General features: G+C 72.0%; 15 protein-coding genes. 9 read left to right on the top strand and 6 right to left on the bottom strand.

The features are described 5' to 3' along the window. The first annotated feature begins 157 nt into the window (after positions 1-157). A complete protein-coding gene (locus tag ACIQVT_RS23135) occupies positions 158-1,795 on the top strand; it encodes a protein kinase (protein ID WP_403757014.1) in 1,638 nt (545 codons plus the stop codon). A gap of 67 nt (positions 1,796-1,862) precedes the next feature. On the opposite strand, the gene ACIQVT_RS23130 is transcribed toward ACIQVT_RS23135, so the two are convergent. Then, the gene (locus ACIQVT_RS23130) at positions 1,863-2,879 is read right to left on the bottom strand and encodes a phosphotransferase (RefSeq protein WP_403757011.1); all 1,017 of its coding nucleotides are present in this window, start codon (positions 2,877-2,879) and stop codon (positions 1,863-1,865) included. Between the two features lie 563 nt (positions 2,880-3,442). Here ACIQVT_RS23130 and pdhA point away from each other — a divergent pair. From pdhA to ACIQVT_RS23115, 3 genes are read left to right on the top strand one after another with little or no spacing between them, the layout of a single operon-like run. Beyond that, a complete protein-coding gene (gene pdhA / locus ACIQVT_RS23125; protein ID WP_403757008.1) occupies positions 3,443-4,651 on the top strand; it encodes a pyruvate dehydrogenase (acetyl-transferring) E1 component subunit alpha in 1,209 nt (402 codons plus the stop codon). 1 nt (position 4,652) lies between these two features. Continuing rightward, the gene (locus tag ACIQVT_RS23120; protein ID WP_403757005.1) at positions 4,653-5,630 is read left to right on the top strand and encodes an alpha-ketoacid dehydrogenase subunit beta; all 978 of its coding nucleotides are present in this window, start codon (positions 4,653-4,655) and stop codon (positions 5,628-5,630) included. Between the two features lie 10 nt (positions 5,631-5,640). Then, positions 5,641-7,026, top strand: a complete 1,386-nt coding sequence (locus ACIQVT_RS23115; protein WP_403757001.1) for a dihydrolipoamide acetyltransferase family protein — start codon at positions 5,641-5,643, stop codon at positions 7,024-7,026. Positions 7,027-7,098: 72 nt separating this feature from the next. Here the strand turns inward: ACIQVT_RS23115 and ACIQVT_RS23110 are convergent, their stop codons facing one another. Together ACIQVT_RS23110 and ACIQVT_RS23105 are read right to left on the bottom strand one after the other, a co-directional pair. Further along, positions 7,099-8,124: a Bro-N domain-containing protein gene (locus ACIQVT_RS23110; protein ID WP_403756998.1), complete on the bottom strand. Its 1,026-nt coding sequence runs from the start codon at positions 8,122-8,124 to the stop codon at positions 7,099-7,101. A gap of 161 nt (positions 8,125-8,285) precedes the next feature. Then, on the bottom strand, positions 8,286-9,188 hold the full coding sequence (locus ACIQVT_RS23105; protein ID WP_403756996.1) for a D-alanyl-D-alanine carboxypeptidase family protein: 903 nt from the start codon (positions 9,186-9,188) through the stop codon (positions 8,286-8,288). Between the two features lie 187 nt (positions 9,189-9,375). Here ACIQVT_RS23105 and ACIQVT_RS23100 point away from each other — a divergent pair, with 187 nt between their 5' ends. Further along, the gene (locus tag ACIQVT_RS23100) at positions 9,376-10,050 is read left to right on the top strand and encodes a GntR family transcriptional regulator (RefSeq protein WP_403756993.1); all 675 of its coding nucleotides are present in this window, start codon (positions 9,376-9,378) and stop codon (positions 10,048-10,050) included. Further along, on the top strand, positions 10,047-11,357 hold the full coding sequence (locus ACIQVT_RS23095; protein WP_403756990.1) for a nitrate/nitrite transporter: 1,311 nt from the start codon (positions 10,047-10,049) through the stop codon (positions 11,355-11,357). The genes ACIQVT_RS23100 and ACIQVT_RS23095 overlap by 4 nt, the downstream gene beginning before the upstream one ends. Before the next feature lie 137 nt (positions 11,358-11,494). Here ACIQVT_RS23095 and ACIQVT_RS23090 read toward each other — a convergent pair whose 3' ends face one another. Next, a complete protein-coding gene (locus tag ACIQVT_RS23090; protein WP_403756987.1) occupies positions 11,495-12,319 on the bottom strand; it encodes a maleylpyruvate isomerase family mycothiol-dependent enzyme in 825 nt (274 codons plus the stop codon). A gap of 181 nt (positions 12,320-12,500) precedes the next feature. Between ACIQVT_RS23090 and ACIQVT_RS23085 the strand changes: the two genes are divergently transcribed. Continuing rightward, on the top strand, positions 12,501-13,376 hold the full coding sequence (locus ACIQVT_RS23085; protein ID WP_403757715.1) for a carbon-nitrogen family hydrolase: 876 nt from the start codon (positions 12,501-12,503) through the stop codon (positions 13,374-13,376). Here the strand turns inward: ACIQVT_RS23085 and ACIQVT_RS23080 are convergent. Both ACIQVT_RS23080 and ACIQVT_RS23075 read right to left on the bottom strand, forming a co-directional pair. Then, positions 13,339-13,833, bottom strand: coding sequence for an LURP-one-related/scramblase family protein (locus tag ACIQVT_RS23080; RefSeq protein ID WP_403756984.1), 495 nt, complete (start codon positions 13,831-13,833; stop codon positions 13,339-13,341). The two genes, ACIQVT_RS23085 and ACIQVT_RS23080, sit on opposite strands and share 38 nt — an antisense overlap. Before the next feature lie 64 nt (positions 13,834-13,897). Continuing rightward, complete coding sequence (locus ACIQVT_RS23075) at positions 13,898-14,923, bottom strand: GlxA family transcriptional regulator (RefSeq protein ID WP_403756980.1); 1,026 nt, start codon at positions 14,921-14,923, stop codon at positions 13,898-13,900. 51 nt (positions 14,924-14,974) lie between these two features. Between ACIQVT_RS23075 and ACIQVT_RS23070 the strand changes: the two genes are divergently transcribed. Both ACIQVT_RS23070 and ACIQVT_RS23065 read left to right on the top strand, forming a co-directional pair. Beyond that, positions 14,975-15,361, top strand: a complete 387-nt coding sequence (locus ACIQVT_RS23070) for a cupin domain-containing protein (RefSeq protein WP_403756976.1) — start codon at positions 14,975-14,977, stop codon at positions 15,359-15,361. A 208-nt stretch (positions 15,362-15,569) separates the two neighbouring features. Further along, positions 15,570-16,418, top strand: coding sequence for a calcium-binding protein (locus ACIQVT_RS23065; protein ID WP_403756972.1), 849 nt, complete (start codon positions 15,570-15,572; stop codon positions 16,416-16,418). The last annotated feature ends 63 nt before the right edge of the window (positions 16,419-16,481 follow it).

Below are 16,481 nucleotides of genomic sequence, written 5' to 3'. Positions count from 1 at the left end.
TGCACGACAGCGCGTGCTACGGGTTTCATGACCGGTCCGTCGCGGACCCGTCCCGGTTGCGGTTCCGGACCGGTGGCCCCCGCGGAGGCTGTAGCGTGGCCGACGGAGACCGTGACAACACCGCGCGCACCGCGGGCAGAAACGACGGCGAGGACTGATGGCACAGCAGCAGCGCTCTCAGGGCCCGTCCGACCCCGAGGCGACTGGCGGCGGCATGTCGGACGCGCCGGAGATGTGGGGCAACGGAGGGCTCGTCGGCGACGGCCGGTACCGGCTCACGCACCGGCTGGGCCGGGGCGGCATGGCCGAGGTGTTCGCCGCGGAGGACGTCCGCCTGGGCCGTACCGTCGCGGTCAAGCTGCTCCGCGCGGACCTGGCCGAGGACCCGGTCTCCAAGGCCCGCTTCACCCGTGAGGCCCAGTCCGTGGCCGGCCTCAACCACCACGCGATCGTCGCCGTGTACGACTCCGGCGAGGACAGCGTGGGCGGCCAGTCCGTGCCGTACATCGTCATGGAGCTGGTCGAGGGCCGCACCATCCGCGACCTGCTGCTGAACGCCGAGGCGCCGGGCCCCGAGCAGGCCCTGATGATCGTCTCCGGGGTGCTGGAGGCGCTCGCCTACTCGCACCAGCACGGCATCGTGCACCGCGACATCAAGCCGGCGAACGTCATCATCACCCACAGCGGCGCCGTGAAGGTGATGGACTTCGGCATCGCCCGGGCCCTGCACGGCGCGTCCACGACGATGACGCAGACCGGCATGGTCATGGGCACTCCGCAGTACCTCTCCCCGGAGCAGGCGCTCGGCAAGGCCGTCGACCACCGCTCCGACCTGTACGCCACCGGCTGCCTGCTGTACGAACTGCTCTCGCTGCGGCCCCCGTTCACCGGTGAGACCCCGCTGTCGGTGGTCTACCAGCACGTCCAGGACATCCCGGTGCCGCCGTCGCAGGTGGCGGACGGGACCTGCCCGCCGGAGCTGGACGGCCTGGTCATGCGCTCCCTCGCCAAGGACCCCGACGACCGGTTCCAGACGGCCGAGGAGATGCGCGGCCTGGTCCAGTACGGCCTCCAGATGCTGTACGACCAGGGCGCGCACAGCGGCACCTGGAACACCGGCCCGGTGGCGGCGCACGACGCCCGCCAGACCCCGGCGGGCGGCTTCGCCGGCACCACCGTCATGCCGCACCCGATGGACGCCTCGGGCACCGCGCAGATCCCGCAGCCGATCCTGCCGACCGGCTACGGCAGCGGGGACGACGGCGGCTTCGAGGGGCACGGCAACAAGGGCAGCGGACGCGGCAAGATGTGGATCCTCGCCGTACTCGCGGTCGTCGCCATCGCGGCGGGCGTGGCGCTGGCGCTGAAGGGCGCCGGCGGCGGCGGCACGGGCACCGACACCAAGCCGTCGAGCACGCACTCCAAGAGCACCAAGCACGAGAAGCCCTCCGCGACCCCGTCCGACGACGACGCGGAGCAGCCCTCGGGCCCCTCCACGCACACCGGCTCGGACACCGGCACCGGCACCGGGAACGGCTGGCCGCCGGCGACCACGCCGTCGTACACCCCGTCGCAGCCGACCGGCTCCACCCCGAGCGCCGAGCCGTCGGACCCGCAGACCTCGCAGTCGCAGCCCACGGACCCGACCAACGGCGGCACGGACGCCGGCACCACCGACGCGGGCACGGACGCCGGCACCACCGACGCGGGCACGGACGCGGGCACCGACGACGGCGGCGCCACCGCGGGCACCACGACGGACGGCGGCACCACGGGCGACACCACCGGCGGTTGAAGGACACCGACGGCGACCGGCACGCCGGCCGCCGAGGGGTGACCGGCCGCCCGGCCGCCCGTCCGGTTCACCGCACGAACGCGTCGCACACCGCGTCGTACTCGCGGGTCCACCACACCGCGAGCGCCGACGCGGCCGGGAACTGCGAGTCCGCGCGCGTGTCGCCGCGTTCGTAGTGCCAGCGCAGCATCCAGAAGTCGTTCAGCCGCTCCCACCACACCCGGTGCGCGGCCGCCGCGAGCTCCGCGGACGGGGCACCGGCGGCCCGCCGGTACGCGCGCGCGTAGGCACGCACCTTCGGCAGGTCCAGCGTCCCCCCGGGGCGGACGAAGAAGATGACCGCGGCGCGCACCGCCTCCTCCGCGCGCGGCTGCACGCCCAGCCGGTCCCAGTCCACGATGGCCGCCGGGGTGTCGTCCTTGTAGAGCAGGTTGAACGGGTGGAAGTCGCCGTGCACCCAGCCCACCGAGCCGCCGCGCGGCGGCCGCCGGCCGGCGTGCTGCTCCAGCAGGGCGCGGCGCTCCAGCAGCCGGTGCCGGGCCAGGCCGTCGAAGGCGTCGGCGGGGCGGTGCCGGCGCACCCGGTCGAGCAGGGCGTCGATGAGGGCGAAGGTGTCGGCCGGGTCGGCGCTGCGCACCGGATGGGGGCTCGTCGCCGGGCGGGTGCGCCCCTTGGGCGGCATCACGCGTTCCAGGCAGGCGTGGACGGCCCCCAGGAGCGCCCCCAGGCACGCGCTCTGCCCGTGGGTGAGCTGGCCGCCGTGGCGGTGCCCGCCGTCGATCCAGGGGTGCAGGGCGTAGGCGTGGCCGCCGACGACGGCGACGGTGCGGCCCTCGCGGTGGGCGAGCGGCGGGGCGACGGGGACCCCGAGGTCGGCCAGGCGCTGGGTGGCCCGGTGCCGGCGTTCGATGGCGGCCGGGTCGGCGGTGTCCGGATCGAAGTGGTGCTTGAGGAAGTAGCGGCCGCGTGTGGTGCACAGCCGGTAGCCGCGGTTCAGCAGCCCCTGGTCGACCGGCTCACAGGTGAGGGCGGTGCCCGCGCCGTAGAGGCGCAGCAGGGTTCGCAGAGGGGGCGCGTGGGACATCAGGGGTGGTACACATGAGCGCGGCACGCGGCAGATGGTAGGCCACCGGCAGCCCCTGTGAGCTGCGCGTTGTCACAGACAGTCGCCGACGGTCGCTTTCGGTCATGCGCGGGGATTTTCCGTCGGACGGCGGACACCCGGGGCCGGGCCGGACCCGGCGGGACGGCTCTCCGTCACGCGCCACGGGCGGCAGGGGACGGCGCGGTCACGGGAGGAATCCTGACTTGTCCCGTTTCATGTGCGAGGGCAGTGTCACAGACGACTCTTCCCGTGACCTGGGTGCGCGGGATAACGTGCGGGTGCTCCGGACTGCCGCAAGGCTGTGACCAGCACGCTTCCCCGTCCCCTGGATTTACTTGGAAATCCAAGCAAAATTGCAGGTCAAAGGGGGTTTCACAGAAATGTGAAGCACTGGGTAACGTGTTGGTCGCAGGGCGCTCGCCGGGGCACCTGTCACGCCTGTTCCCGGCCGAGTGGCACCCACCCCGTGCCCGGTGGTCGGAACAGGTGAGCCGCACTGGCCTACCGGCAACCCCGGGGGCCGGAACGACGGAGGAGCACACGTGACCGTGGAGAGCAGTGCCGCGCGCAAGCCGCGACGCACCGCCGCAGGCAAGGCCGGGACGGCCGGCGACACGACCGGGGCCGCCGGCACCAAGCGCACCACCCGAAGCACCGCCGGCAAGAGCACCGAACCCGAGCTGGTGCAGCTCCTGACCCCCGAGGGCGAGCGGGTCAAGGACGCCCGGTACGACGCCTACGTCGCCGGCATCACCCCCGACGAGCTGCGCGGCCTGTACCGCGACATGGTGCTCACCCGCCGCTTCGACGCCGAGGCCACGGCCCTCCAGCGCCAGGGAGAGCTGGGTCTGTGGGCCTCCCTGCTGGGCCAGGAGGCCGCCCAGATCGGCTCCGGCCGGGCCACCCGCGAGGACGACTACGTCTTCCCGACCTACCGGGAGCACGGCGTCGCCTGGTGCCGCGGCGTCGACCCCACCAATCTGCTCGGCATGTTCCGCGGCGTGAACAACGGCGGCTGGGACCCGAACAGCAACAACTTCCACCTGTACACGATCGTCATCGGTTCCCAGGCGCTGCACGCCACCGGCTACGCGATGGGCATCACCAAGGACGGCGCGGACTCGGCGGTCATCGCCTACTTCGGTGACGGCGCCTCCAGCCAGGGCGACGTGGCCGAATCGTTCACCTTCTCCGCGGTCTACAACGCCCCCGTGGTGTTCTTCTGCCAGAACAACCAGTGGGCGATCTCCGAGCCCACCGAGCGCCAGACCCGCGTCCCGCTCTACCAGCGCGCCCAGGGCTACGGCTTCCCCGGCGTCCGCGTCGACGGCAACGACGTGCTCGCCTGTCTCGCGGTCACCAAGTGGGCGCTGGAGCGGGCCCGCAACGGCGAGGGCCCGACCCTGGTCGAGGCGTACACCTACCGGATGGGCGCCCACACCACCTCCGACGACCCCACCCGCTACCGGGGCGACGAGGAGCGGCTGGCCTGGGAGGCCAAGGACCCGATCCTGCGCCTGCGCCGGTACCTGGAGGCCGCGAACCACACGGACGAGGCGTTCTTCGCGGAACTCGAGACCGAGTCCGAGGCGTTGGGCAGACGAGTGCGCGAAGCGGTCCGCGCGATGCCCGACCCGGACCACTTCGCCATCTTCGAGAACGCGTACGCGGACGGGCACGCGCTCGTCGACGAGGAGCGCGCCCAGTTCGCCGCCTACCAGGCGTCGTTCGCGGAAGAAGGGGGTCACTGACATGGCCGAGAAGATGGCGATGGCCAAGGCCATCAACGAGTCGCTGCGCCGCGCCCTGGACGCGGACCCCAAGGTCCTCGTCATGGGTGAGGACGTCGGCAAGCTCGGCGGTGTCTTCCGGGTGACGGACGGCCTCCAGAAGGACTTCGGCGAGAGCCGGGTCATCGACACCCCGCTGGCCGAGTCCGGCATCGTCGGCACCGCGATCGGCCTCGCCCTGCGCGGCTACCGCCCGGTGGTGGAGATCCAGTTCGACGGCTTCGTCTTCCCCGCCTACGACCAGATCGTCACCCAGCTCGCCAAGATGCACGCCCGCTCGCTGGGCAAGGTCAAGCTGCCGGTCGTCATCCGCATCCCCTACGGCGGCGGCATCGGCGCGGTCGAGCACCACTCCGAGTCGCCCGAGGCCCTGTTCGCGCACGTGGCCGGGTTGAAGGTGGTCAGCCCGTCCAACTCCTCCGACGCGTACTGGATGATGCAGCAAGCCATCCAGAGCGACGACCCGGTCATCTACTTCGAGCCCAAGCGGCGTTATTGGGACAAAGGGGAGGTCGACCCCGAGGCCATCCCGGCCCCGCTGCACCGGGCCCGCGTGGTCCGCGAGGGCACGGACCTCACCCTCGCCGCGTACGGCCCGATGGTGAAGCTGTGCCGGGAGGCCGCGGACGCGGCGGCCGAGGAGGGCAAGTCCCTCGAGGTCCTGGACCTGCGCTCGGTCAGCCCCCTCGACTTCGACGCCGTCCAGGCCTCGGTGGAGAAGACCCGCCGCCTCGTCGTCGTCCACGAGGCACCGGTGTTCTTCGGCTCCGGCGCGGAGATCGCCGCGCGGATCACCGAACGCTGCTTCTACCACCTGGAGGCACCCGTCCTGCGGGTCGGCGGCTACCACGCCCCCTACCCGCCGGCCCGCCTGGAGGAGGAGTACCTGCCCGACCTGGACCGCGTGCTCGACGCCGTCGACCGCTCGCTGGCGTACTGAGGAGAGGGTCGTGACGACGATGACGGAAGCGTCCGTACGCGAGTTCAAGATGCCCGACGTGGGCGAGGGACTCACCGAGGCCGAGATCCTCAAGTGGTACGTGCAGCCGGGTGACACGGTCACCGACGGCCAGGTGGTCTGCGAGGTCGAGACCGCCAAGGCCGCGGTGGAGCTGCCCATCCCCTACGACGGGGTGGTCCGCGCCCTGCACTTCCCCGAGGGCACCACGGTGGACGTGGGCACGTCCATCATCGCGGTGGCCGTGGCGGGCGCCGCCGCGCCCGAGGCCCCGGCCGAGGCGCCCGCCCAGCCGGCGGAGGAGCCGAAGCCGGAGGGCCGCCAGCCGGTTCTCGTCGGCTACGGCGTGGCCGCCTCCTCCACCAAGCGCCGCCCCCGCAAGGGCCCCGAGGTCACCGTCCCGGCGGCGGCCCGGGCCGCCCAGGCGGTCCAGTCGGAGCTGAACGGCCACGGCGCGGTCGCGGACCGCACCCGTCCGCTGGCCAAGCCCCCGGTCCGCAAGCTCGCCAAGGACCTGGGCGTCGACCTCGCCACCGTCACCCCGTCCGGCGCGGACGGCGTCATCACGCGGGAGGACGTCCACGCGGCGGCCGCCCCGCGCACCGCCGAGCCCGCGGCCCCGGCGGCACCGGCCGCCACCGCTCCCGCGGCGGCGCCCGTGGCGTCGTACGACACCGCGCGCGAGACCCGGGTGCCGGTCAAGGGTGTCCGCAAGGTCACCGCGCAGGCGATGGTGGGCTCGGCGTTCACCGCGCCGCACGTCACCGAGTTCGTGACGGTGGACGTGACGCGCACGATGAAGCTGGTCGAGGAGCTGAAGCAGGACAAGGAGATGCAGGGGCTGCGGGTCAACCCGCTGCTGCTGATCGCCAAGGCCCTGCTCGTCGCGATCAAACGCAATCCCGACGTCAACGCGTCCTGGGACGAGGCCGCCCAGGAGATCGTGCGCAAGCACTACGTCAACCTGGGCATCGCCGCGGCCACCCCCCGCGGGCTGATCGTCCCGAACATCAAGGACGCGCACGACAAGACGCTCCCGGAACTGGCCGAGGCGCTGGGCGAGCTGGTGGCGACGGCCCGCGAGGGCAAGACCTCGCCCGCCGCCATGCAGGGCGGCACGGTGACCATCACCAACGTCGGCGTGTTCGGCGTCGACACCGGCACGCCGATCCTCAACCCGGGCGAGTCGGCCATCCTCGCGGTCGGCGCGATCAAGCTCCAGCCGTGGGTCCACAAGGGCAAGGTCAAGCCCCGCCAGGTCACCACACTGGCGCTGAGCTTCGACCACCGCCTGGTGGACGGGGAGCTGGGCTCCAAGGTGCTGGCCGATGTCGCGGCCGTCCTGGAGCAGCCCAAGCGGCTGATCACTTGGGCGTGAGGGCCTCCGGCGGGTAAGGTCCACGCCGACGGGGGACGGCCGCAACTTCGGTTTGCGACCGTCCCCCGTTCTTCATGCCTGGTTCAGCACGTACACCGGAGCGCCGCCCTCGCCGCCGCCCCGTGAGCGGATGCAGGCGTGCGTGCGCAGCAGCCGCAGGCACGCGTTGACGTGGCGCACCGTGAGCCCCGTACGGGCCGCGAGGGACTCCAGCGGCTCCCGCAGCTCGCCCTTCTCCACCAGGATCGGGGCGATCACCACGGCCACCGTCCACACGTCCTCCGTCACCGACAGCCGCCGGCGCCAGTCGGCCAGGACGGACTCCGTGGTGGCCGGCGCGGCGGGAGGGCTGTCGGGGGCGGGACGCGCCAGGACGAGGGCGTCGAGCCGGTCGGCGATGCGTTCCATCGCCCGGACCATGGCCTGGAGCACGGCGACGGTGGCCTTCTGCGTCGCGAGCGTCTCCCGCTGGACGTCCAGTGCCTCCCGCTGGACGGTCAGCGTCTCCTTCTGGACGTCGAGCGTCTCCTTCTGGAGGGTGATCGACTCGCGCTGCCCGGTCGCGAGTCCCTCGTCCAGCTGGAGGTTGTGCGCCTCCAGCCGGACGATGGCCTCCGCGATCTGCTCGGGCATGGCGTACGCGACGGGCGCCCCCGGCCCGGCCGGCTGCACCTCGGCCTTCCGCAGCGTGAAGGACCCCTCCCGCTGCACGGTCTCGACGACCTCCGCGACCCACTGCTTGAAGGGGGCGCAGGCGGGCTTGGTGCAGGCCTGGACGAGCAGGATGAGACCTTGGAGAGAGATGATGTTCAGGTCTCGGCGCCACTCCCTGCCTGCGGGAATGCTGAGACCGTAAGCTCCAGTTACGGTCTCGAGAATCTCTCGGTGACTCTCCGGGACATGGTCCGCGAGTGCCTGCCGCGAGTTGGTGTGCCCCAGCTCCTTGCACACGTCCACCGCCGGGAACCAGTGGCTCCCGTCCGGCATGGTCAGCCGGCGTACGCGGGCGCCCGTCGCGGCGTACACGAAGTCGCTGACGTCGATCGCCTCGCGCCGTGCCGCCGAGTCGGACCCGGACTGCTTCCTGGGTTCGTTCATGTGAACCACCTCCGCTGCGGAACGTAGAGCGGATGAAATGGAATATGCCAGCGGAAAGCGGGATGTTCACGATTGCGAGTGAAAAGCAGCCATATCGCTGGCCGGGTACGGCGAAGGGCCCGCCGCGTTCCCGCGACGGGCCCTTCGCTGTTCCGCCGGCGTCAGCCGAGCTTGGCGAAGCCGTAGGTGAGGAGCTTCTTCGCGTCCGTCTCACGCTGGGTGATGGACGTGGAGGCGAGGACGGTGCCGATGATCGTCCTGCCGTTCCGGGTGGCGGCGAAGACCAGGCAGTACTTGGCCTCCGGGCCGGAGCCGGTCTTCACGCCGATGGTGCCGCTGTAGCTGCTCAGCAGCCCGTTGGTGTTCTTCCAGGCGTTCATCGTGCGGATGCTGCCGGTCTTGGTGACCGTCTTGGCGATGTACGACTTGGTCTTGACGATCGTGCGGAAGGTGGAGCTCTTCATCGCGCTGCTGGCGATCTTCGTCAGGTCGCGCGGCGTCGAGTAGTTCTTGCCGTTGCCGATGCCGTCGAAGGAGTCGAAGTGGGTGTTCTTCAGGCCCAGGTTCTTGGCGGCGGTGTTCATCTTGCCGATGAACGACTTCACCCGCGCGTCGACGGTGGAGCCGGAACCGTACTTGTCCGCGAGCGCGTAGGCGGCGTCGCAGCCGGACGGCAGCATCAGGCCGTACAGCAGCTGGCGGACGGTGACCTTGTCGCCGACGATCAGGTGCGCCTGCGAGGCGTTGTTCTTGACGACGTAGTCGCTGTAGATCTTCTTGATCGTGATCTTGGAGTCGAGGTTGAGGTTCGACTGCGCGAGCACGACCTTGGCGGTCATGATCTTGGTGGTGGAGCCGGTGGACCGCTGGGTGTCGGCTGCCTTGGTGTAGAGCGACGAGCCGGTGGTGTTGTTCATCACGTACCCGCCCTTCGCCACGATCGAGGGCGTCGTGACGGCCTGCGCGGGCGCCGCGGTGAGGGCACCGGTGGCGAGCAGCGCCCCGGAGCTGACGACGACGACGGCGGCTCTGCGGAGGCGGATGCCCTGAATGCCGGTAATCAAAATGAATACCCCGAATGTCTTGAATGCCCTTGGTGTGCGGCCGAGTTGTGGTGACAACGGAGCGGGCCGCACATGTGTGACACGTAAGTAGCACAGAAGGTTGTGCGGTCGCTGCGAACGGCGTTCCTCGCGTCCGCATGATGGACGGCTCTCCTGCTTGCGTACGTGTTGTATCTATGCTGTCGGCATGAACACGGCCGTCGAGCAGTCCGCGCCCCAGTCACTGAAGCCGCCCCCCGCTGCCGACCGCGTGTACGCCCACGTCAAGCAGGGTGTGCTCGACCGCCACTACGAGGGCGGCACCCTCCTCACCGAGGGCGAGCTGGCCGAGGCCGTGGGGGTCTCCCGCACCCCCGTCCGGGAGGCACTGCTGCGGCTGGAGGCCGAGGGCCTGATCCGCCTCTACCCCAAGAAGGGCGCCCTCGTGCTGCCCGTCTCCGCGCAGGAGATCACCGATGTGGTGGAGACCCGGCTGCTGGTCGAGGAGCACGCGGCCCGCAAGGCCGTACCCGCCCCGCCGGGTCTGCTGGAGCGGCTGACGGAACTGCTGGCCCGGCAGAAGGCGCAGGCCGCCGCCGGCGACCTGGCCGCCGCCGCGGTCACCGACCGGTGCTTCCACGCCGAGATCGTGCGCAGCGGCGGCAACGAGATCCTCTCCCGCCTCTACGACCAGCTACGCGACCGCCAGCTGCGGATGGGCGTCGCCGTCATGCACTCGCACCCCGACCGGATCGCCAAGACCCTCGCCGAGCACGAGGAGATCCTCGACGCGCTGCGTGCCGGGGACGCGGAGGCCGCCGTCGCGGTCGTCCACCGGCACGTGGGCTGGTTCTCGCACCTGGCGCGGGGTGAGGTGCGATGAGCGCTCCCGCGCGCAGCGCCACCCTTCCGGGTGATCCGCCGGGCGGCCGCGGCGCCGTCGCCGTGTGGTCCATAGGCGTGGCCGTGTACTTCGTGGCCGTCATCTTCCGTACGTCGCTGGGCGTCGCCGGACTCGACGCGGCCGACCGCTTCCACGTGAACGCCTCCGCCCTGTCCACGTTCTCCATCCTCCAGCTGCTGGTCTACGCGGGCATGCAGATACCCGTCGGCCTGCTGGTCGACCGGCTCGGCACCCGGAAGGTGCTGAGCATCGGCGCGGTGCTGTTCACCGCCGGGCAGCTCGGCTTCGCCTTCTCCCCCTCGTACGGCACCGCGCTCGCCTCCCGGGCCCTGCTCGGCTGCGGCGACGCGATGACCTTCATCAGCGTGCTGCGGCTCGGCACCCGCTGGTTCCCGGCGCGGCGAGGCCCCCTGGTCGCCCAGCTCGCGGGGCTCGTCGGCATGGCGGGCAACCTGGTCTCCACCCTCGTGCTCGCCCGGCTGCTGCACGGCATCGGCTGGACCCGGGCGTTCGCGGGCAGTGCCCTCGCCGGTGTGGTCGTCCTCGTCCTTACCCTGCTGTTCCTGAAGGACCACCCCGAGGGGCACGAACCGGAACCGTCACCGCAGCGGGGATCGGTGTACGTCCGGAGCCAGATCGCCGCGGCCTGGCGGGAGCCGGGCACCCGGCTCGGGATGTGGGTGCACTTCACCACCCAGTTCCCGGCGATGGTGTTCCTGCTCCTGTGGGGGCTGCCGTTCCTGGTGCAGGCGCAGGGGCTCAGCCGGGCCACGGCCGGCGAACTGCTCACCCTCGTCGTCCTGTCGAACATGGTGATCGGCCTGGTCTACGGCCAGGTCGTCGCCCGGCACCACGCGGCCCGGCTGCCGCTCGCGCTCGGCACGGTGGGCGCGACGGCGCTGCTGTGGGCGGGCACGCTCGCCTACCCCGGCGCGCACGCGCCGATGTGGCTGCTCGTGGTGCTGTGCGCGGTGCTCGGCGCGTGCGGGCCGGCGTCGATGCTCGGCTTCGACTTCGCCCGGCCCGCCAACCCGCCCGAGCGGCAGGGCACCGCGTCCGGCATCACCAACATGGGCGGGTTCATCGCCTCCATGACGACCCTGTTCGCGATCGGTGTGCTGCTGGACGCCACCGGGGACGACTACACCGTGGCCTTCTCCGCGGTGTTCGTGCTCCAGGCGCTGGGGGTCGGTCAGATCCTGCGGTTGCGGGGGCGGGCGGTGCGGCGGGAGCGGGAGCGGTTGGTGGCCAGCCGGGTGGAGACGGTGCACGTGCCTGCGGCGTGAGGCGGTGGTCGGCCCACCCGCGCACCACCCGCTTCCGGTCGGCCGGGAGGCCGGGGCGCCTGGTGGGGGCGGTTTTCCGTCGGGGGCCTATCGCGGTCGCGGGTGGCTGCTCGTCAAGGGGCCCCTGGTGGAGGCGGTTACGGGGTGACCGTGAAGTTGGCGAGGATGGCTGCCGCCAGGTCCTGGTCGCCCTCGGTCTTGACCCGGTCCGCCACCGCCTGGGGGGACACCCGGCCGCAGGCCAGGCGGACGTAGGTCTCCCAGTCCAGGGTGAGCGTGGCGGCGGGGCCCAGGGCCGGGACCGTCTCCACGGTGCCGCGGCCCTGGATGTCCACGCGGACGGTGCGCAGGAACTCGACCGGGCCGTGCACGTCGAACACGATCGCCGAGCTGCGCGGCGCCGCCGCGTCCTTGGCGACCACCTTGGGCAGCGCGTCCAGCAGGACGTCCCGGGTGACGTACGCGCCCGGCGAGTCCAGGTTGCCGGGGCGGCCCAGGGCCGTACGCAGGTCCTGCTCGTGCACCCACACGTCGAACGCGCGAACGCGGTAGGCATGTTCCAGGGTGACCTCGGTGCCCAGCGGGCCGCGCACCTTGGTGCCGGGGTCGCGGGACTCGTTGCGCAGCTGGCGGTTGCGGCGGATGACGGTGTACTCCAGCTCGGACGTCATCTCCGGTGCCGTGTGATGACGGCGGACGTCGACCTGCATCTCCATGTAGCGCTGGTGCTCGGTGGCGACGTGGAAGAGGTCGCGCGGCAGGGCGTGGATGGGGCGCGGGTCGCCGAGCAGCTCGCAGTCGAGGCCGATGACGTGCGACACGATGTCCCGGACCGACCAGCCGGGGCAGGGGGTCCGCCGGTTCCACTCGCCCTCGACGAGCGACTGCACCATCTCGGATATCGCTTCGATGGAGTGCGTCCAGGCGTCGGCGTAGGGCTGGAGGGTGGGATGCAGACTCACGGGAACGGGACCCCTCGGCGGTCGGTACACGGGCGGTTTGCGGCGGCGTTGCCAGCGGGCGGCTTTCGCTTCGGCGGGTGTCTTGACGCTAAGTTACGCTGCGCGGAGACACCTCGGCAGTGCTTTCGTGTGACGATCGTAGGCCTGTGTGGACGACTCGAACGGCCAGGACGGTGGTAGTGTGCGCGCCTCGTTGATCCAGATCGCCGTGGACGAGGACGAATCGGTCGACGCCCGCCGCCTGCGGGCCGCCGCGCTGGTGCGGGAGCAGGCCGGTGCGGACCTCGTCGTCCTGCCGGAACTGTGGACCACCGGCGCCTTCGCCTACGACGACTTCGGTCGCGAGGCCGAGCCGCTCCAGGGGCCGACGTACCGGGCGATGGCCGAGGCGGCGCGGGACGCGGGCGTGTGGCTGCACGCCGGGTCCATCCCCGAACGGGACGTGTCCGGCGGCGGTCCCGGCGCGGGGGACGGCACCCTGTACAACACCTCCCTCGTCTTCTCCCCCTCCGGCGAACTGGCCGCGTCCTACCGCAAGATCCACCGCTTCGGCTTCGACAAGGGCGAGGCCGTACTGATGGGCGCGGGCCGGGAGCTGGTGACGGTCCGGCTGCCCGGGACCACGATCGGCGTGGCGACCTGCTACGACCTCCGTTTCCCCGAACTCTTCCGCGCACTGGTCGACGCCGGCGCCGAGACGCTGGTGGTCTCGGCGGGCTGGCCCGAGCGGCGGCGCGGGCACTGGACGCTGCTGGCCCGGGCACGGGCGGTGGAGAACCAGGCGTTCGTGCTCGCCTGCGCAACGGCCGGGACCCACGCCGGGGTTCCGCAGGCGGGACACTCGATCGTGGTCGATCCCTGGGGCGAGGTGCTCGCCGAGGCGGGACCGGACGAGGAGGTCCTCACCGTCGACCTCGACCCGGCGAAGGTGTCCACCACCCGCGAGCAGTTCCCGGCGCTGAAGGACCGCGTCCTCGGTCTTCAGGCACCCCCGCGCCAGGTCTGGCCCCGCCGCCGATTCAGTCCTCCTCCCCCTCCTTCTCCGAGAGGTGGATGACGCACACCGCCACCGCGATCAACAGCGCCGGGTCGGCGTCGTCCCGTACGACGTCGACGCCGTAGGTGTCGCGCACGGTCAGCCAGCGGCGGGAGATCACCGCGAGGAGTTCGCCGTCGTACTCGACGGCGAACTCGCGGTCCAGGATCTTGCCGCTGACGTCGAGTTCGGTGCCGTCCACCAGGGAGACCCGGTAGTGGTTGCGCAGCAGGGACAGCCGCTTGCGCCTGATCCTGGCCAGGGCCTCGCCGTCCCGTTCGATCACCATCGTGTCGCGCAGGGCGAACATCTTCTGGTGGATGTCGATCAGGATGCGTCCCTGGGCGTCCTTCAGCTCGAAGGTGTCCCGCAGGCGCATCGCCTTGCCGTCGACGAGGAACACCTTCCGGCCCTGCTCGTCCTCGATCCACCAGTCGTCACCGATGCCGAGGATCCGGTCGCGCACGAGGAATCTCATACAGGTCATGCTTCCCCGGCCTCGGCCGATCGTCACAGCGCCGTACCCGCCGGTCCGCTCCGGGTCACCCGACGGCCGACCCCTCCACGGTTCCCTCCACCGCCCCTCCGGCCGGCCCCCCGCCGAACCGTCTCCGGTACGCCGAGGGGCTCAGCCCCGTCTCCCGCCGCAGTCGTGCCCGCAGGTTGGCCGCCGTACCCAGGCCGCTGCGTGCCGCCACGACGTCCAGCCGCTCCTCGCCCCGTTCGATCAGCCGGCAGGCCAGCGCCACGCGCTCCCCGGTGAGCCAGGCCAGCGGGGTCGTCCCCAACTGGTCGCGGAAGCGCCGGTGCAGGGTGGCCGGGGAGACGGCCGCGCGGGCGGCGAGAGCCGCGACGGTCAGCGATTCACCCAGCCGTTCCTGGGCCCAGGCCAGCAGCGGACCGAGCGACGCGTCGGGCACCTCCGGCACCGGCCGCTCCACGAACTGCCGCTGCCCACCGTCCCGGTGCGCGGCGAAGACGAGGCGGCGGGAGACGGCGTTGGCCGTCTCCGCACCGTGATCGCTTCGCCAGATGTGCAGGCCGAGGTCGAGCGCGGCGGCGCTGCCCGCGGCGGTGAGGACGTCACCGTCGTCCACGAAGAGCACGTCGGGTTCCAGCAGCACCGCCGGATGCAGTTCCCGGAAGGCGTCCGCCCACATCCAGTGCGTGGTGGCGCGGCGGCCGTCCAGCAGGCCCGCCTCGGCGAGCGCGAAGGTCCCGGTGCAGAAGCCGACGACACGGGCGCCACGCGCGTGCGCGCGCCGGATCGCGGCCAGGACGTCGGGGCCGCGCGGTACGACATTGTCCGGGCGGCCGGGGACCACCAGGGTGTCCGCCCCGTCCACCGCCTCCGGTCCCGGCAGGCCGCTCATGGTGAAGAAGCCGTGGTTCATCCGTACCTCGCGCGTGGGCGCGCACAGGGTCACCTCGTAGAGCGGCTGCCGCCGGCCCAGCTCCGGCCGGGGCAGCCCGAACAGCTCGGTGGCGACGCCGACCTCGAAGGGGTTCGTGCCCTCGTCGACGATCACGACGACTCTGTGCGGTGCATGCGAGGATCGTTGCGGCATGTGCGATTCCTAGCACTCGTGGGACGGCCCCGTCACCCGCACGATGAGCGCATGCGACCGATCTCCCTGGAAACGGCCCTCGCCTCCTTCACCGCGCGCTGGAGCCCCCGCATCGTCACGACCGTCAACGACTACGACGTGCGCGTGGCGAAGGTGGAGGGCGAGCACGTCTGGCACGTCCACGACCACACCGACGAGTTCTTCCTGGTCCTCACCGGCGAACTGCACATCGGTCTGCGCGAACCCGCCGGTGAGCGCACCGTGGTCCTGCCCCGGGGCTCGGTGTTCACCGTCCCGCGCGGCACCGAACACAAGCCGTACGCGCCCGTGCCGACCGAGATCCTGGTGTTCGAGCCCACCGGCACCCTCACCGTCGGCGACCGGCACGAGGACGTGCCCGGCCACGTGGACGCGACCACGGGCCACGCGCTCACCTGACGGCGCCTCACGGGCCGATGCCGCCGGGCGGGCCCCAGCGGACCCGGGCCTCGTCCGACCGGGCGCCGGAATCCGCCGGTACACCGGGCGACGCCCCGGTGAACTTCCCGCTTTTCCGTGACGGGAGGCCAACCGGCGGACGGGCCCGCGGGTCGGACCGGACGGAAGCCGGCGACAACGCCGGACCCGTTCCTCCCGGAGGTCCGCCATGTCCGTTCGACCCGCCCGCCACCGTCCCGCGCGCGCCCTCGCCCTGGCCCTCGGCACGGCCGTCCTCGCCGTGCCGTGCGCCCTGGCCGGCAGCGCCACCGCGGCCGTCGCCACGGCCACCGCCGAGGTCAACCGGTACGGCTGGCAGCTCGCCTACACCGCCGCGCCCGGCCAGACCAACAAGGCGGCCGTGACCGCGTCCCGCACCGGCGACGGCATCACCTATGTGATCGACGACGTCGTCCCGATCGGCGCGGGCAACGGCTGCGCGTACCCGGACGCCGCCGATCGCACCAAGGTCTCCTGCGCCGTCACCGCCGAGGAGAGCCAGGACCCCTACGCCGCCCTCACCATGGACCTGGGCGACCGCGACGACACCGTCACCTACGCGAACAGGACCGGCCAGGTGTATCGCTTCGCCCGGATCTCCCTGGGCCCCGGCGACGACAGGCTCACCGACAGCGGGCGCCTCGACGGCAACGACGTCTCGGGCGACGCGGGCGACGACACCCTCACGGTCGGCGAGGCGGGGCTGGCCTTCGGCGGGGACGGCGACGACACGGTCCACGCCGACGGCGACCTGGTCATCGCGAGGGGCGGCAAGGGAGACGACGTGCTGCGCGGCGGGGCCGGCAGCCAGGACCTCTCCGGCGACGACGGGGACGACACCGTCCACGGCGGGGCCGGCGCCGACACCCTGTACGGCGGCAGGGGCGCCGACGCCCTGTACGGCGGCGCCGGGAGCGACAGGCTCTACGGCAACAGCGGGAACGACCGGCTGTACGGCGGTCCCGGCCGGGACACGCTCTCCGGCGGACCCGGCCGTGACGTGGTCCACCAGGGTTGACGGCCGGACGGCCCGGAGTCGTCCACAGGCCCGGACCGGTCGTCGGCGTCGGGTGACACCCTG

Origin of the sequence: Streptomyces sp. NPDC100445, from assembly GCF_044759735.1 — a bacterium.
In the GTDB taxonomy this organism is placed as follows: domain Bacteria; phylum Actinomycetota; class Actinomycetes; order Streptomycetales; family Streptomycetaceae; genus Streptomyces.
This window is presented reverse-complemented; position numbering and strand designations above follow the sequence as displayed.

Excerpts from the sequence above, each read along its gene's own strand:
- ACIQVT_RS23135 (WP_403757014.1), top strand. The coding sequence starts at position 158 with ATGGCACAGCAGCAGCGCTCTCAGGGCCCGTCCGACCCCGAGGCGACT.
- ACIQVT_RS23130 (WP_403757011.1), bottom strand. The coding sequence starts at position 2,879 with ATGTCCCACGCGCCCCCTCTGCGAACCCTGCTGCGCCTCTACGGCGCG.
- ACIQVT_RS23120 (WP_403757005.1), top strand. The coding sequence starts at position 4,653 with ATGGCCGAGAAGATGGCGATGGCCAAGGCCATCAACGAGTCGCTGCGC.
- ACIQVT_RS23110 (WP_403756998.1), bottom strand. The coding sequence starts at position 8,124 with ATGAACGAACCCAGGAAGCAGTCCGGGTCCGACTCGGCGGCACGGCGC.
- ACIQVT_RS23100 (WP_403756993.1), top strand. The coding sequence starts at position 9,376 with ATGAACACGGCCGTCGAGCAGTCCGCGCCCCAGTCACTGAAGCCGCCC.
- ACIQVT_RS23095 (WP_403756990.1), top strand. The coding sequence starts at position 10,047 with ATGAGCGCTCCCGCGCGCAGCGCCACCCTTCCGGGTGATCCGCCGGGC.
- ACIQVT_RS23080 (WP_403756984.1), bottom strand. The coding sequence starts at position 13,833 with ATGAGATTCCTCGTGCGCGACCGGATCCTCGGCATCGGTGACGACTGG.
- ACIQVT_RS23075 (WP_403756980.1), bottom strand. The coding sequence starts at position 14,923 with ATGCCGCAACGATCCTCGCATGCACCGCACAGAGTCGTCGTGATCGTC.
- ACIQVT_RS23070 (WP_403756976.1), top strand. The coding sequence starts at position 14,975 with ATGCGACCGATCTCCCTGGAAACGGCCCTCGCCTCCTTCACCGCGCGC.
- ACIQVT_RS23065 (WP_403756972.1), top strand. The coding sequence starts at position 15,570 with ATGTCCGTTCGACCCGCCCGCCACCGTCCCGCGCGCGCCCTCGCCCTG.